Annotated in this window: 13 protein-coding genes; 6 read left to right on the forward strand and 7 right to left on the reverse strand. The window is 72.9% G+C overall.

All coding sequences use genetic code 11. From position 1 onward, the window contains the following. Window positions 1-132: 132 nt before the first annotated feature. Entirely contained in the window at window positions 133-2,715 is a 2,583-nt protein-coding gene (locus ACF07B_RS29590) for a SpoIIE family protein phosphatase (RefSeq protein ID WP_392181206.1), read from the reverse strand. A 190-nt stretch (window positions 2,716-2,905) separates the two neighbouring features. Further along, window positions 2,906-3,826 carry a LysR family transcriptional regulator ArgP gene (locus ACF07B_RS29595; RefSeq protein ID WP_392181207.1) on the reverse strand — a complete coding sequence of 307 codons (921 nt, stop codon included), beginning with the start codon at window positions 3,824-3,826 and terminating at the stop codon, window positions 2,906-2,908. Window positions 3,827-3,892: 66 nt separating this feature from the next. Here ACF07B_RS29595 and ACF07B_RS29600 point away from each other — a divergent pair, with 66 nt between their 5' ends. The 4 genes from ACF07B_RS29600 (at window position 3,893) to ACF07B_RS29615 (ending at window position 7,561) form a co-directional block, all read left to right on the forward strand. Then, window positions 3,893-4,504, forward strand: coding sequence for a LysE/ArgO family amino acid transporter (locus ACF07B_RS29600; RefSeq protein ID WP_392181208.1), 612 nt, complete (start codon window positions 3,893-3,895; stop codon window positions 4,502-4,504). A gap of 345 nt (window positions 4,505-4,849) precedes the next feature. Next, window positions 4,850-6,187 carry an MFS transporter gene (locus ACF07B_RS29605; protein ID WP_392181209.1) on the forward strand — a complete coding sequence of 446 codons (1,338 nt, stop codon included), beginning with the start codon at window positions 4,850-4,852 and terminating at the stop codon, window positions 6,185-6,187. 38 nt (window positions 6,188-6,225) lie between these two features. Further along, entirely contained in the window at window positions 6,226-7,044 is an 819-nt protein-coding gene (locus ACF07B_RS29610; RefSeq protein WP_369483657.1) for a methyltransferase domain-containing protein, read from the forward strand. Between the two features lie 148 nt (window positions 7,045-7,192). Beyond that, the gene (locus ACF07B_RS29615) at window positions 7,193-7,561 is read left to right on the forward strand and encodes a DUF6479 family protein (protein WP_369483658.1); all 369 of its coding nucleotides are present in this window, start codon (window positions 7,193-7,195) and stop codon (window positions 7,559-7,561) included. 66 nt (window positions 7,562-7,627) lie between these two features. Here the strand turns inward: ACF07B_RS29615 and ACF07B_RS29620 are convergent, their stop codons facing one another. Both ACF07B_RS29620 and ACF07B_RS29625 read right to left on the reverse strand, forming a co-directional pair. After that, on the reverse strand, window positions 7,628-8,569 hold the full coding sequence (locus ACF07B_RS29620) for an ATP-dependent DNA ligase (RefSeq protein WP_392181220.1): 942 nt from the start codon (window positions 8,567-8,569) through the stop codon (window positions 7,628-7,630). A 159-nt stretch (window positions 8,570-8,728) separates the two neighbouring features. Next, complete coding sequence (locus tag ACF07B_RS29625; RefSeq protein WP_392181210.1) at window positions 8,729-9,622, reverse strand: Gfo/Idh/MocA family protein; 894 nt, start codon at window positions 9,620-9,622, stop codon at window positions 8,729-8,731. Between the two features lie 257 nt (window positions 9,623-9,879). Between ACF07B_RS29625 and ACF07B_RS29630 the strand changes: the two genes are divergently transcribed. Both ACF07B_RS29630 and ACF07B_RS29635 read left to right on the forward strand, forming a co-directional pair. Then, window positions 9,880-10,668, forward strand: coding sequence for a PIG-L deacetylase family protein (locus tag ACF07B_RS29630; RefSeq protein ID WP_392181211.1), 789 nt, complete (start codon window positions 9,880-9,882; stop codon window positions 10,666-10,668). A 198-nt stretch (window positions 10,669-10,866) separates the two neighbouring features. Next, window positions 10,867-12,294, forward strand: coding sequence for a M1 family metallopeptidase (locus ACF07B_RS29635; RefSeq protein ID WP_392181212.1), 1,428 nt, complete (start codon window positions 10,867-10,869; stop codon window positions 12,292-12,294). A 32-nt stretch (window positions 12,295-12,326) separates the two neighbouring features. Here the strand turns inward: ACF07B_RS29635 and glgB are convergent, their stop codons facing one another. The 3 genes from glgB to ACF07B_RS29650 all read right to left on the reverse strand — a co-directional run. Further along, the gene (glgB, locus tag ACF07B_RS29640; protein WP_392181221.1) at window positions 12,327-14,489 is read right to left on the reverse strand and encodes a 1,4-alpha-glucan branching enzyme; all 2,163 of its coding nucleotides are present in this window, start codon (window positions 14,487-14,489) and stop codon (window positions 12,327-12,329) included. A gap of 134 nt (window positions 14,490-14,623) precedes the next feature. Beyond that, complete coding sequence (locus ACF07B_RS29645) at window positions 14,624-15,997, reverse strand: maltokinase (RefSeq protein WP_392181213.1); 1,374 nt, start codon at window positions 15,995-15,997, stop codon at window positions 14,624-14,626. A 47-nt stretch (window positions 15,998-16,044) separates the two neighbouring features. Beyond that, window positions 16,045-16,182: alpha-glucosidase C-terminal domain-containing protein (locus ACF07B_RS29650; RefSeq protein WP_356057550.1), on the reverse strand; the 138-nt coding region annotated here is incomplete at its 5' end.

Consider the following 16,182-nt stretch of genomic DNA (forward strand, 5'->3'; position numbering starts at 1 on the left):
CGACTCTTGCTGGCCTGCTGGCATCCGTCGGGCCGACCGACTCCTGCCGGCCTACTGGCATCCGTCAGGTCCACCGACTCCTGCCGGGGCTACCGGCATCCGTCGGGGTCGATGACTTCCGTCCGAGCCGTGTCACCGGGAGCGGTCCGGACGGGTGTCCGGCTCCGGGTGCTCACCCTCGCCGCCGGGCGGCCGGCGGGTGGTGAGCAGCAGCGCGATGTCGTCGGGGCGCTCGTTGGCCTGCCGGGCCTCCGCGGTGAGCAGATCGGCGGCGCTGGACAGGGACGGGCCGCCCGCCGTGCGGTGCCGCGGGGGGCCCGCGTCGGCCAGGCGCGAGCGAAGCGCCTCGACCCCCTCGTCGATGTCCGTGCCGGGCCGCTCGACCAGCCCGTCCGTGTACAGGGCCAGTACGGCCTCGGGCTCCAGCACCAGGTCCGTCACGGGGTAGTCGGCGTGCGGGTCCACGCCCAGCACCACACCGCCCGGCAGGTCCAGCACCTCGGTGCGGCCGTCGGGGTGGCGCAGCAGCGGCTGCGGATGCCCGGCCCGCGCCGCCTGCGCGACACCGGTCAACGGGTCCACCCGGACATAGCAGCAACTCGCGAACTGGCCCGGATCGAGGTCGATGAGCAGCCGGTTGGTGCCGCTCATCACCTCGTCCGGAGGATGGTCCCCGAGGGCGAACGCCCGTACCGCGCTGCGCAGTTGACCCATGGTCGCGGCGGCCTGGACGCCATGGCCCTGGACGTCCCCGATGACCAGGGCGAGCCCGTCACCGGCTTCGACGACGTCGTACCAGTCGCCGCCCACGTCCATGCCGACGGTGCCGGGAAGATAGCGGCCCGCCGTCTCCACGAGGGGGTGTGCCGACAACCGGTGCGGCAGCAGGGCCTCCTGGAGCCCGCGGGCGAGCGCCGCCTCGTTGTCGTAGCGCCTCGCCCGTTCCAGGGACTGCGCGATCAGCCCGGCGAGCGCGGTGAGGACCGTACGTTCCTCGGTGCTGAAGCCGCGCGGCCGGTCGAACCCGAGGATGCACGAGCCGACGGGTCGCCCGGAGGCGATCAGTGGAAGGAAGGCACGGGCGCCGACGGTGGCGTCCAGGGAGATGCCCGGATAGGCGGCGGCGAGCTGTTGCATCGACTCGAAGAAGAGCGGCCGGCCGCTGGTGAGCGCCTCGACGCCGGGCAGTTTGGCGTCCAGGCCCACACCGTCGAAGGGGGCGAGGAACCCTTGCGGGAAGCCGGTCTCCCAGGCCAGATAGAGCCTGCGGTCCTGGAGCAGATAGATGGCCAGGCGGCGGCTGCCGAACGCGGGCAGCAGCTCGCGCATCACCACCTCGGACACCTGCCGCGCGGTCACCGCCTCGGTCAGCGCGATCGCGAGAACGATGGGCCGGTACTGCGGTGCAGTGCCCGGGGCCCCGGTGTCGGGCTCTTCGGACCCGGCCCGTGGGGCCTGCGTCGCCTCCAGGTCGAACGGGGCGTTCCCGGTGGTCCCCGAGGACCGTCCCAGGGGCGTGATCTTGCAGGTCACCCCGCGCGGGCCGGGATAGACGGAGAAGCTCAGCCAGGTTCCCGTCAGGTGTCCCGGAGTCGTCGCGGTTCCGCTTCCCAGCGGGCTGCGGGCCCGGAAGTGCACCGGGTCCGGCGACAGGAGCGCGCTGCGCAGGTGATCCTCGTAGGCGGGGTGGTCCATCCAGGGCACCACGTCCCACAGCAGCCGCCCCAGCAGCTCGGCGCGCGGGCGGCCGAGCAGTTCGGCGGCGCGCGGGTTGGCGTAGGTGATCAGCCCGATCCGGTCGATCGAGAAGACGCCCTCGGGGAGCTGGTCGGCCGCCCCGTCCGCCGCAGGTCCCGGTCCCGGGTCGACGAGGGCGCCGCTGACCCGGAACGGCGGGTCGTCCGCTCCTCCGGCCGTCCACAGTTCGAGGAGCCGCAGGCCGCCGCCTCCGGTGCGTACGGGCAGGGGATGGGGCGGGGGCCGGCCCGCGGCGGTCTCGCGCAGGGCGGCCAGCAGCAGCCGGGGCTCGTCGTGGGCCAGCGCGTCCGCGAAGGCCTCGGGGGTCCCCGCGAAATCCTCCTGGGGTATGCCCAGCAGCGCCCACAGGGCGTCGTCCGCGAGCAGCGTGCCGTCGTGCGGGTCCCAGGTGAAGCCCCCGACGCACCGGGTGGACGGGCCGTCGACCGGTGGCCGGGTACCGAGGGGGTCGCTGTCCCACAGGACCGAGGACCCGTCCTTGTCCAGCTTCGCCAGGGCGGCTCCGAGCTCCGCCGCCACCGCCGTCATCCGGGCGCGGTCCGGCAGGACCTCGGTGGCGTCGGACGCCGGCGGGCGCAGCACCGTCAGGACGCCGTACGGAGTGGAGTCGCTCACGACCGGAACGTAGAGCGAACCGAACTGGAACGGCAGTCCCGCCGCGAGCTGCGGATAGCGGCGCATCGTCTCCGTCGGATCGGCGAGCAGCACCTCGACACCGAGCCGATGGGCGTCCGCCACCGGGAACGGCCGGTCCACGTGCATCCGCGACCAAGGGCGGAAGAGGGGCCCCGGCAGTCCCGCGAGCACGGCGAGACGCAGCAGGCCGGGCGTGCCGGAGCGCAGATACACGCCCCCCGCGAAGCCGCGGGCGGCCCGGATCGCGTCCGTCACCGCGTCACTGAGCAGGGAGGTCAGGCTGTCCAGCGCCTGGCCCTCACGCTCGGCGCTCCCTGTCATCGATCTGCCCTCGTCCGCCCGCCACCAGGGGGGTAACACAGCAAGAATGCGCCTCTCGGGCCGCTCACCGCACCTCGACGTCCTTCGCGGCACCGCGAGGTGAGGCCATTCTTCCCGGCCACGCCCGAATGTGCCCAGCGTGAACATACCGGCTCGGGCCCGGTTCGGGAGCTGTCGGGAAGCGGGTGATTCAGGAGGCCGGTCCGGGCCGCAGCCTCTCGGCGGCGACGGCCGCCACGGCCTCGGCCAGCGCGCCGAGGGCGGGGAAGTCGAGCTTCCACTGCTGCCAGAACAGGGGGACGTCGATGCCCCGGCCCGCGGCCAGATGGACCAGTGCTTTGTCGCGCAGCAGCGGTGCCGCCTGGACCTCGGGCACCATGCCCCAGCCCATTCCGGCCGCCACGGCGTCGACGAACCCCTCCGAGGTGGGGACGAAGTGGCGCAGCGCGCTCCCGCCGGGAGCGCCCGCGAGGGCGCGGACGAAGTCGTCCTGGATGTCGTCGTTGCGGTCGAACGCCACCACGGGGGCGGAGCCGATGAGCTCGCCCAGGGGTGTCCCGGTCGCCGTGCCGAGCCACCGTTCGGCGAAGCCGGGGCTCGCCACCGGCAGATAGCGCATGATCCCGAGGGCGCGCACGGAGCAGCCGGCCACCGGGTCGGGCGACGAGGTGACCGCCGCCATGACCGTCCCCTCGCGCAGCAGGGCCGCGGTGTGGTCCTCGTCCTCGCGGCGCAGTTCGAAGCACAGCCGCAGTTCGTCCGGCACGCGGGCGAGGGCCGGCAGGAACCAGGTCGCCAGCGAGTCGGCGTTCACGGCGACCGACAGCCGGGTGGGCTCACCGGATCCCGGCATGCCGAGCTCGGCGTGCGCGTCGCGCTCCAGCCGGGCGAGCCGGCGCGCGAAACGCACCACGATCTCGCCGGACTCGGTCGGGCGCACCGGCTTCGTCCGGGTCAGCAGGACCCTGCCGGTGCGCTGTTCGAGTGACTTGACCCGCTGGCTCACCGCCGAGGGGGTCACATGGAGGGCCGTGGCCGCCGCGTCGAAGGTGCCCTCGTCCACCACGGCGAGCAGCGTGCGCACCTGGTCGAGGGGGAGTTCCGTCATCACGATGGCTAAGGATACGTAAGAATCTTTAGCTGTACTTCTGGCGGTCCGTTTTCTAGCGTCGACGGCATGACAGACGCCCTGGCCGCAGCGGTCGCCGGATTCGGCTCCGGCCTCTCCCTCATCGTCGCCATCGGCGCGCAGAACGCCTTCGTCCTGCGCCAGGGCGTCCGCCGGGACGCGGTCCTCGCCGTGGTGGGCATCTGCGCCCTGTCCGACGCGCTGCTCATCGCGCTGGGGGTCGGCGGGGTCGGCGCGGTCGTGGTGGCCTGGCCCGCGGCGCTCACCGCGGTCGGGCTGATCGGCGGTTGTTTCCTCGTCGTCTACGGAGTCCTCGCCGCCCGGCGGGTCTTGAAGCCGTCGGCCCTCCGGGCGGCCACCGGCTCCCCGGGCTCCTGGCGCCGTGCCGTCCTGACCTGTCTCGCCCTGACGTGGCTGAACCCGCACGTGTACCTCGACACCGTGTTCCTGCTCGGCTCGCTGGCGGCCGGCCAAGGATCGCTGCGCTGGACGTTCGGCCTGGGCGCCGCGTTCGCCAGCGTGTGCTGGTTCGCCGCCCTCGGTTTCGGCGCCCGGCTCCTGAGCCGCTTCCTCGCCCGGCCGGCGTCCTGGCGCGTGCTGGACGGCCTGGTCGCCACGACCATGATCGCCATGGGCGCCATCCTGATCGCCGGCGCCTGACCCGTCACACCCCCCGTACCGCCGCCCAAGTCCAGCCCGCCGCCGGCCGCCCGCTGTCGCCGGAGGCCGCATCCCGGTCGCCGTCGGCAGTGCTCCTGGCGTGCGCCGTCCCGTACCTCCGCGCGTCCGTACGCCCCGCCGGGGTGCACAGTCCCCCATCGCGCGCTGGGTGTGCGCCACCCCGTACCGCCATGCGCCCGCGTGCGCCCGGGGTGTCCCGCCGCGCCCTGCGCCGGTCCGGTGACCGGCCCGCGGGGCCGGTCGCCGGGTGCCCCGTGCACCGATCTCGTCCCCCGGGGGACACACGCCGCTCGCGCTCGGACATAGTGATCCCCGAATCGAAAGATGTATCGAGCAACCAGGATGAGCGTGGACACGAGCCAGAGCAGTACGGACAGCGGCGCTGCGGAGCCCGACGGGAAGGCGGCGGAGACCGGGCGGCCCGTCCGCTCCGGATGGCGCCGATGGGCCATGGACACCCGGCCGCTGCGCCGCCCCGCCTACCGCCGGCTGTGGTCGTCGACCGCGGTCACCTCCGTGGGCAGTCAGCTCACCGCCGTCGCCGTGCCCAAGCAGATCTACGACATCACCGGCTCCTCGGCCTGGGTCGGCTACGCGAGCCTCGCCGGCCTGCTGCCCCTCGTGGTCTTCGCCCTGTGGGGCGGTGCGATCGCCGACAGCGTGGACCGCCGCAAACTGCTCCTCGTCACCAACATCGGCATAGCCGTCACCTCGCTGCTCTTCTGGGTCCAGGCCGTCACCGACATGGAGTCGGTGCTCGTCCTGATGGTCCTGCTCGCCCTCCAGCAGGCGTTCTTCGGCCTCAACTCCCCGGCCCGCAGCGCCTCCATCGCCCGGCTCGTCCCGGCGGACGAACTGCCCGCGGCCAACGCGCTCGGCGCGACCGTCATGCAGACCGGTTCGGTGGCCGGGCCGATGCTCGCCGGTGCGCTCATCCCCCTCATCGGGCTGCCCGAGCTCTACCTCATCGACGCTCTCGCCCTGTCCGTCACCGTCTGGGCCGTCCTGCGCCTCCCGGCGCTGCCGCCCCTCACCGGAACGGCCTCCCAGCGCGCGGGCCTGCGCGAAGTGGTGGCCGGATTCCGCTACATCGCCCTGCACAAGGTGCTGCTGCTGTCCTTCCTCGCCGACATCATCGCCATGGTCCTCGGCATGCCGCGCGCGCTGTTCCCGCAACTCGCCGCCGAGACGTACGGCTCCTACGGCGAAGGACTCGCGCTCGGACTGCTGTTCGCGGCGATCCCCATCGGCGCCGTCGTGGGCGGACTGATGTCGGGCACCTTCTCCCGGGCCCGCCGGCACGGCCTGATGGTCATCGTCTCCGTCGCGGCCTGGGGCGCGGCCATCGCCGGGTTCGGTCTCAGCGGCAGCCTGTGGCTCGCCGTGGCCTTCCTGGCCGTCGCCGGGGTCGCCGACATGGTCTCCATGGTCTTCCGCGGCGCGATCCTGCTGTCCGCGGCCACCGACGAGATGCGCGGACGGCTCCAGGGCGTCTTCACCGTGGTCGTCGTGGGCGGCCCGCGCGTCGCCGATGTCCTGCACGGCACGGCCGGTTCGGCCTTCGGAGCACCGGCCGCGGTGGCCGGCGGAGGCCTGCTGGTGATCGTGGCGGTGCTTGTGCTCGCTTTTGTCACACCGGCCTTGAGGCGTTACACAATCTGAATACGAAAAACGACCATGGTGGTTCTAGAGTGGCCGCCATGGTGGACACGCGCCCTACGTCGGCATTCCACGCGCAGAACATCAGCGCGGACAGCACCTCCCGTCTGGTGGGCGCCCTGGATGCCCAGGACGTCAACGACGGCGTACAGCGCCTGCGTTCGTGGGCACACGCGGCCCTGGCCGTGCGGCCCGGGGAGCGGGCGCTCGACATCGGCGCGGGCACCGGGTCGCAGACCCGGCGGCTCGCGGCGGCCGTGGGTCAGCGCGGCAGGGTGCTCGGCATCGAACCGAATCCCGGACTGCGCGCCGTGGCCGAACAGCGGGGCACCGAGGAGCGCAGCGCGGCACGTTTCGCCGACGGTGACGCGCTCGCCCTGCCGCTGCCCGACGCCACCGTCGACGTGGTGTGGTGCGAGCGGGTTCTCCAGCACCTCGTGGAGCCGGAGAAGGCCGTCTTCGAGATAGCGCGCGTGCTGCGCCCCGGCGGGCGGGTCGCCCTGCTGGACACCGACTGGGCGACCACGATCCTGCACCCCGGCGACCCCGAGACGATCGCCGCGCTCACCACCGGCGCGCTGTCCGCGGCCACCGACCCGTACTCGGGACGCAAGCTGGTCGGACGGCTGACGGCCGCCGGCATGGTCATCGACGACCGCGGATCGCAGGCGCTGCTCCAGGACCACAAGTCGGTCGCCTGGCCGCTCATCCGCATGCTGGGCGACTCGGCGCTGAGCCGCGGACTCATCGGCGAGGCGCAGCGCGACCGCCTGTACGAGGACCTCGCGGAAGCCGCGCGCGAGGGCGGCCTGCACATGTCCGTGACGATGTTCGGAGCCGTCGCGCACCGTCCGGAGTGATCCGGTCCAGGTGCACCGTGTTTCCGTCTGCGGTGACCGGGTCCAGGACCACGGCGTAGCGTCCGGATTGATCCGGAATACAATGGAATGGCCGTCGCTGACGGGCTAGTACGCAAATTTCCCCTGGTATTGGGGGTACGCGAACACCATGTACACCGCGAGCCAAGATCTGATCACAGCAAGCTCATCGCTCAACGCGGGCGCCGCCTTCATCGGCGGCCTCATCATCGCCGGCGCCCTCGTCTGGGCCGTCCGGATGGGCATCAGGGTGCGGAACCTCGAATCGCGCCCGCCCACCCCCGAGGAGCAGCCGAGGCTGCCCGAGAGCGGGGCGGTGCACGAGGAACGCGAGATGCGAGAACCCGACGAGGTCCCGCACGCCGCGGACGAGAGTGAGCGGCTGATGCCGTACAACATGCACTCCGCGGGAACCAAACACGCCGATGACCAGCACCGCAAGCGCTGGCAACCAGGGTCCAGCGGGTCCTTCGGCAGCGGCGGACCCGGCAGAACCTGACCGGGACGTGAAGGAGCCGGCCGCTCACGGCGGCCGGCTCCTTCACGTGTGCGTGCGCCTCGTGGCTCACGGGAGATCGGCCGCGGAGTCCTCGGGAGCGAGGTCGGGACGCAGCCGCAGCCACGACGGCTGGCGCAGCAGTCCGGCCCGGGTACGGGTGCTGTAGCGGACCTCGCCCACCAGCCGGGGCAGCACCCAGCGCGCCTCGGCCGCCCGCGGGACGCTGTCGAAGGGACAGCGGCCTGTCTCGGCGGCCCGCAGCAGCCGGGCGAGTCCGGCGCGTTCGGCCTCGCTCCAGCCGGTGCCCACGCTCCCGACGTAGCGCAGCCTTCCCGCGTCGCGCTGGCCCACGAGCACGGCACCGGGCAGTCCCGACAGACGCCCCTTCCCGGGGACCCAGCCGCCGACCAGGACGTCCGCGGTCCGCATGTTGCGGATCTTGATCCAGGACCGTGAGCGCACGCCGGGCTCGTACACCGAGTCCAGGCGTTTGCAGACCAGCCCTTCGAGACCGCTCGCCCGGGTCGCCCGCAGGGCCTCCTCGCCATGCCCCACGAGCGCCGTCGGCGTCGACCAGAACGGGCCCTCCAGGGAGAGGCTCTCCAGCGCCTGCCGCCGCCACGCGTAGGGCCGGCCCATGAGATCACCGCCCAGACGCATGACGTCGAACAGGACGAGATGAGCGGGTGCGCGTTCGGCGCGCCGGGCCGCCCTGCCGGGCGACCGGGCGAGGCCCATCCGGGACTGCAGAAGCTGGAAGTCGCCGCGTCCCTGTTCGTCCAGGACCAGCACCTCGCCGTCCAGGACCGCCGCGGTCGTGCCGAGAACACCGCCGAGGGCCCGCAGTTCCGGATAGGCGGCGGTGATGTCCTCACCGGAGCGGGCCCGCAGCGTCACACCGCCGTCCCCGTGCAGATAGAGCACGGCCCGCTGACCGTCCTGCTTCGTCTCGTACGCCCAGCGGGTGTCCTGGCCGGCGGCCGGCAGGGATCCGGGGGTGGCGAGCATGGGCGCGATCAGCGGCAGCTTCGGCAGGTTCACACCTCCTGTGTCGACACGCCGCCGGCCGCGGACGCTCTTCCGGCATCCGTTTCGCCTGAACGGCCGCGCCGCGGAGCGCGAATCCTGCCCCGCGACCCGCCGCGTGACCCGAACGACAGGCCCTGGCTAGCCCTCCAGCGCCTGGGCGATCAGCGTCTGGAGGTACAGCCCGCGGTGGGCGTCGAGGTCGCCCGGCCGGCCCGAGCGGACGGCGGTGGCGAACTCCCGGCGCAGCACGGGCCAGGACTCCTCGTGGTCGAGGGCTCCGGCGTCGAGGACCAGCTCGGGATGGCGGCCGAACAGCTCGACACGGGTGATCCCGCGCTCGACCTCGACCGAACCCGACAGCGACGCCTGGCTCACCGCGCCGCTCTCGTGCTCGCAGGTGAGTTCGAGCCAGCGGCGCGGGTCCCCGGCGCCGCGTACCCGGACGACCGGCCCCAGCGCCGCGTCCAGCAGATCCAGCAGATGCGGTCCGAGGTCCAGGAGCGCCCCGTGCTCAAGACGCCACGGGGTCGCGAAGTCGCCGCCCAGGAAGGCGCCGCTGATACCGCACGAGCGCGCCCCCGAGACTTCCAGGGTCCGTGCCTCGGCCAGGAACCGCCGGGTGGCCGGGTGATAGCGGTTCGTCAGGACGAGCTGGGAGACCACGCCCGCGGCGTCGATCGCGTCCACGAGCCGTCGCGCCGCGGACAGGTCCAGCGCCAGTGGCTTCTCCAGGAGCAGGGCCTTGCCCGCCTCGGCGGCCCGTACGGCCAGTTCGGCCTGCACCCCGGGCGGAACCGAGAAGGCCACCGCCTCGCATCCGTCGAGCAGTTCCTCGAACGTCGTGGCGACACCCGCGCCGTACGGGGCGGCCGTCTCGCGGGCGGCCTCCGGACGGCGTGCCCACACCGACGTCAGCACCGTCTCGGGCCCGGCGGCGAGCATCCGGGCGTGCACGGCCCGCGCCCAGGGTCCCGCGCCGACGAGCCCCACCCTGACGGGTGCGCTGTTCCAGACGGGTGAGGTGGTGGTCACGGCTTCTCCTCTGCGCTGTACGGGTTCTGACCCGCCGTCGGCCGTCGGCGCCCGACGAGGGGGAGCGGCCGCGGCCGACGCCGGATCTTCGGACGTGTGGACAGACTCCACCACGACGTCCCGGTGTTCGGCCAGCGGCTCGACCGCGCGCCCACGCCTCAGGTCCCGCGGGGCACCGGGGGCGCGGGAGCCCGGCGCGCGAACGCGGAAAGCGCGCCTCTGCCGGTCCCGGCCCGGCGCACGCCATCATGCCGGACATGGATCCCACACAGGACAAAGCAGGCTTCGGGGGCGGTACGGGCCTGCCCGCGCTGCCGGAGGACTGGGAACGGTGTCTCGCCGTGGCCGCCCACCCGGACGACATCGAGTACGGCACGGCCTGCGCCGTCGCGCGCTGGACCGCACAGGGCAAGCGGGTGAGCTATCTGCTGGCGACCAGGGGAGAGGCCGGCATCGACGGCCTGCACCCGGACCGGGCGGCACCGCTGCGCGAGGCCGAGGAGCGGGCCGGCGCACGGCAGGTCGGCGTCGACACCGTCGAGTTCCTCGATCACCGCGACGGCGTCGTCGAGTACGGGACCGGCCTGCGCCGGGAGATCGTGCGCGCGATGCGCCGCCACCGGCCCGAGATCGTGGTGTCCGGCGCGTTCACGGTCCGGATGATCGGCGGCATGACCAACCAGGCGGATCACCGGGCGGTGGGCCTGGCCACCCTCGACGCGGCACGCGACGCGGGAAACCGCTGGATCTTCCCCGAACTCGCCGACGAGGGCCTGGAAGCCTGGAACGGCATCCGGATGGTGTGCTTCGCCGGAGCGGAACGGCCCACCCACGGCGTCGACGTCACCGGCGAACCGCTCGAACGCGGCATCGCCTCACTGGAGGCACACGCCGAGTACACCAAGGGCCTGGGCGAGGGCGCCTTCGCGGCACGGCCCTTCCTCACCTGGGCGGCCGGCATGGGCGGAGCGGCGCTCGGCGTCGAGTCCGCCGTCCTCCTCGACGTCCACCAGCTCGTCCCGGACGGCCCGCCGCCCTGGGTGTGAGCGCTCCGGACCCACGCCAAGGCGGGGCCGGGCACGGCGACCGGGGCGCACCCGGCCCCCGTCCGCGCGGGGACGTCCTCCCGGCGGCCGCTCCTCGCGGGGCGGCACGGACGCGACTTGACCCGATCGTGGGGGCCGGGGCCGCGAGGGACTCATAGGCTGTGCGCGAGTGATCACCGTCGAACCGGAGGAACGAACGTGACAGCACGCCCGCACGAGCCCGCACGACGCACAACCGTCCTTCGCCGCGAGGCCGTTGTCGCGGCCGTCCCCGTCGCGCTCGCCGCCCTGCTCACCGCGGCGGGCCCCGCCACAGCGGCCGGGACCGTGGGCTCAGCGGGCGCGGGAGACCCGTACTTCCCGCTGTCGGGCAACGGCGGCTACGACGTCCACCACTACGATCTGACGCTCGGATACGACCCGGGCAGCCGCCACCTCGACGGCAAGGCGGTCATCACCGCCAGGGCCACCCAGCGACTGACCCGCTTCGACCTCGACCTCAGCGGGCTGAAGGTCACCGGCGTCACCGTCGGCCACACCAAGGCGGCCTTCCGGCGCGACGGCCGGGAACTCGTCGTCACACCGCGGGACACCCTGCGCAAGGGCCAGGAGTTCCGCGTCACCGTCACCTACTCCGGCACCCCGAAGCCGGTCACCGACCCCGACGGATCCCTCGACGGGTGGATCCCCACGGACGACGGCGCGTTCGTGGCCGGTGAACCCCAGGGCGCGATGACCTGGTTCCCCGCCGACAGCCACCCCACGGACAAGGCGTCCTACGACTTCACCCTGACCGTCCCGAAGGGGCGCACCGCCGTCGCCAACGGCGTCCTGCTCGGGCAGCGGACCGCCAACGGCCGCACCACCTTCCGCTGGCGCCAGTCCGAGCCGATGGCGGCCTATCTCGCCACGGCGACCGTCGGCACGTTCAAGGTCGAGCAGTTCACCACCCGCGACGGCCTCAGGATCTACAACGCCGTCGACCCCCGTGAGGCGACCGCCGCCGCGCCCGTCGTGAAGCAGCTGCCGTCCGTCCTGGCCTGGGAGAGCAAGCTCTTCGGCCCCTACCCCTTCCGCGCGGCCGGAGCCATCGTCGACCGGGCCCCGCAGGTCGGCTACGCCCTGGAGACCCAGACCCGTCCGGTGTACGACTCCGCGCCCGACCTGGACACCCTCGTCCACGAGAGCGCCCACCAGTGGTTCGGCGACTCCGTCACCCTGACCCGGTGGAAGGACATCTGGCTCAACGAGGGCTTCGCCACCTACGCCGAGTGGCTGTACACCGAGCAGCATGGCGGCCGGAGCGCGCAGAAGGCCTTCGACGCGCTGTACGCCACCCCCGCGGGCAAGGACCTCTGGGCGTTCCCGCCCGGTGATCCCGGAAGCGGCGAGCACATCTTCGAGACGCCGGTCTACGCCCGTGGGGCCATGGTCCTGCACAAGCTGCGCACGACCGTCGGCGATCCGGTGTTCTTCCGCGTCCTGCGCACCTGGGCCGCCGTCCACCGCGGCGGCCACGGTACGACAGAGGGGTTCATCCAGCTCTCCGAGCGGGAGTCCGGCAAGGACCTCTCCGCTCTCTTCCACACCTGGCTCCTGACAGCGGGCAAGCCCGCCTCGGCCTGAGGCGGGCCTGCCCTTCGCGGGCTGCGGTCGGCTCAGGCCGGCCGCAGCCAGACCGTCGCCAGGGGCGGCAGCGTCAGCTCGATGCTGGTCGGGCGGCCGTGCATACCGATCGCCTCGGCCTTCACCGGCTCGGGGTGCGTGATGTCGCCGCCGCCGTAGCGCAGGGCGTCCGTGTTGAGGACCTCGCGCCAGGCGGGGATGTCCTCGGGGACACCGAGACGGTAGCCGTGGCGGACGGCGGGGGAGAGGTGGGAGACGGCGAGGAGCGGGGTGCCGTCGGCGGCGTGCCGCAGGAACGCGAAGACGTTGTCGTCGGCGGCGTCGCCGACCACCCACGTGAAGCCCGACGGATCGGTGTCGCGTTCCCACAGCGCGGGCTCGTCGCGGTACAGGGTGTTGAGGTCGCGGACGAGGTCCTGGACCCCGCGGTGGTCGGCCTCGGCGCCGTAGGCGGGGTCCAGCAGCCACCAGTCGGGGCCGTGGGCTTCCTTCCACTCGCCTCCCTGCGCGAACTCCTGGCCCATGAAGAGGAGTTGCTTGCCGGGGTGGGCCCACATGAAGGCGAGGTAGGCGCGCAGGTTGGCGCGCTGCTGCCACCAGTCACCCGGCATCTTGGAGACGAGCGACCGCTTGCCGTGCACGACCTCGTCGTGGGAGATCGGCAGGACGTAGTTCTCGCTGTAGGCGTACACCATCGAGAAGGTCATCTCGTTGTGGTGGTACTTGCGGTGGATCGGCTCGTGCTGCATGTACTCCAGCGAGTCGTGCATCCAGCCCATGTTCCACTTGAGGCCGAAGCCGAGCCCCCCGTCGGAGGTCGCCCGGGTGACGCCGTCCCAGGCGGTGGACTCCTCGGCGATGGTGACCACGCCGGGATTGCGGCGGTACACCGTGGCGTTCATCTCCTGGAGGAACGCCACCGCGTCGGGATTGTCCCGCCCGCCGTGCTCGTTGGGGGCCCACTGGCCCTCTTCGCGCGAGTAGTCGAGGTAGAGCATGGAGGCGACGGCGTCGACGCGCAGGCCGTCGATGTGGAACTCCTCGCACCAGTAGGTGGCGTTGGCGACGAGGAAGTTGCGGACCTCACGGCGGCCGTAGTCGAACTCCAGGGTGCCCCAGTCGGGGTGGTTCGCGCGCCGGGGGTCGGCGTGTTCGTAGAGCGGGCGGCCGTCGAACTCGGCCAGGGCCCAGTCGTCACGGGGGAAGTGGGCGGGGACCCAGTCCATGAGGACGCCGACGCCGGCGCGGTGGAGGGCGTCGACGAGGTACTTGAAGTCGTCCGGGCTGCCCAGGCGTGCGGTGGGCGCGTAGAACCCGGTGACCTGGTAGCCCCAGGAGCCGCCGAAGGGGTGCTCGGCGACGGGCATCAGCTGGACGTGGGTGAAGCCGAGGCCGGTGACGTAGGCGGGGAGCTGGTCGGCCAGTTGACGGTAGGTCAGACCCGGTCGCCAGGAGGGCAGATGCACCTCGTACACCGAGAACGGCGCCTCGTGCAGCGGGCGGCACTTCGCCCGTTGCTTCATCCACGCCGAGTCCTTCCACGTGTGGGACGAGCGTGTCACCACCGAGGATGTCGCCGGAGGCACCTCGGTGCGGCGGGCCATCGGGTCCGCGCGCAGGGTGCGGGAGCCGTCGGGGCGCGTGATGTCGAACTTGTAGAGCGTTCCCTCACCCATGCCGGGCAGGAACACCTCCCACACACCGGACGATCCGAGCGAACGCATCGGGAACCCGGCGGCGCCGTCCCAGTGGCAGAAGTCCCCGCAGACCCGCACCCCTTGAGCGTTCGGGGCCCACACGGTGAAGCGGGTGCCCTCGACACCCTCGTGGGTCATCGGCTCGGCGCCGAGCGCCCGCCACAGCTCCTCGTGCCGGCCCTCGGCGATCAGGTGCAGGTCGAGCTCACCGAGCGCGGGCAGGAACCGGTAGGGGTCCTCCGAAGCGAACTCGGTGCCGTCGTAGGTCACCACCAGGGTGTACGCGGGAACCGCGTCGAGCGGCAGCACGGCCCCGAAGAACCCGTCACCCAGGTCGTCCAGATCGGTACGCTGCCCGTCCACCATCACCGCCACGCCCTGGGCCCACGGCCGCAGCGCCCGGAACACCACCCCGCCCGGCACCGGATGGGCACCCAGCAGCGCATGCGGATCGTGATGGGCGCCGGACAGCAGCCGCCCCCGATCCATGGGGTCCAGCGCGGTGTGCTGCGCCGAAAGGGGGACGGGCTTGGCCCGTCTTGCGCGGTTGGATGCGGTGCGGGTCACGGCTTGAGCCTCTCGAAGTGGGGGTGTTGAGGGTGGTCGGTCGCGAGGTCGAGGGTGGTCGGTGGTCAGGGGCGGTCGGCGAGACGCCCGACCGCGGCCATGGGCACGGGCAGCCAGTCGGGCCGGTGCCGCGCCTCGTACAGCACTTCGTACACGGCGCGGTCCGTCTCGTAGGCGCGCAGCAGTTCGGGCTCCTCGCGCGGGTCCCAGGCCGCCGCGACGGCGTAGCCGGCGCAGAACGCCTCGCGGCAGCGCTCCGCCCACTCCGGACGCCAGGGCTGCCGGGAACGGGCCGCGTAGTCGAAGGACCGCAGCATGCCCGCGACATCGCGTACAGGCGACTGGACACGCCGACGTTCGCTGATCGGGCGAGCCGGTTCACCCTCGAAGTCGATGACCGACCACCGCTGCCCGGCCCGCAGGACCTGGCCGAGGTGGAGGTCACCGTGGATGCGCTGGGCGGGGCGGACCGCGCCGTCCAGGGCGGCGAGCGCGTCGAACGCGGACCGCAACCCGGCCGCGTGGGGGCGGAGTTCGGGGACGGAGCGGACCGCGGCGTCGAGGCGGCCGTGCATCGCCTCCGCGAGCCGCTGGTTGCGGTACGGGCTCGGCGCGTCCACGGGGAAGGCCGTGGCCAGGGCCAGATGCACCTCGGCGGTGGCCCGGCCCAGCTCGTACGCCTCGCCCGTGAAGTCCTGCCGCGAGCCGAGGGACTCCAGGGCCAGCGCCCAGCCGTCGGCGGCGTTCCGCAGATACGGCTGCAGGACGCCGAGCGTCGCCTCCTGCGGCTCGGAGGTCCGGAACCACGCGGCCGGCGCGGGGACACGGGTGCAGCCCTGCCGGGCCAGTGCGCGCGGCACTTCCAGATCCGGGTTGATGCCGGGCTGGACGCGCCGGAAGACCTTCAGTATGAACGCGTCTCCGTAGACCAGTGAGGTGTTGGACTGCTCGGCGTCGAGGAGGCGTGGTGTGAGACCGGACGGCACCGTGACACGGGGATCGCGCTCGAACCGCAGCGGTCCCGCCGTACCCGAACGGCGCAGTCGCTCCAGGAGCAGTCCCGCGGCCTTGGGGTCGTGGAAGGCGTCGTACACGGTCAGGTCGGCCAGCGGGCCGGCGCTCGCCCGGCCGATGACGGCGTGGGCCAGCCGGGGCGGCAGGACCTCCCGCGCCCCGAGCAGCAGTTGGTAGCAGTCCTCGGCCGCGGGGGTGCCGGCCGTGCCGTGGGCGGGCGGGCCGAGGTGCTCGGTGCGGACCAGCAGATGCAGACACCCCGGGTACAGCTCGGTGGTCGACAGCAGCGTCAGATCCGTCACGGGCCTGCCCTTGCCCGCGAACCAGCGCTGCCGCGGCAGCCAGGCCCGCAGCAGCTCGGCCAGCGAGGTGAGCAGCGGAGCGGTGTCGAGGCCGCTCGGACGCTGCAGAGCGGTGTTCGCCATGACGGCACGTCCTTTCAGGGGCGGGCGGGCTGTCGAGGGGTACGCGTTCACGATCGCCTCGTGGTGCCGGGCCCGACCGCGGGGCGCAACCGGAACCAGTAGAAGCCGTGACCGGCGAGGGTGAGCAGGTAGGGCAGTTCGCCGATGGCGGGGAACCGTACGCCGCCGATCAGCTCGACCGGGTG

Origin of the sequence: Streptomyces sp. NPDC015532 (assembly GCF_043078065.1) — a bacterium.
GTDB lineage: Bacteria > Actinomycetota > Actinomycetes > Streptomycetales > Streptomycetaceae > Streptomyces.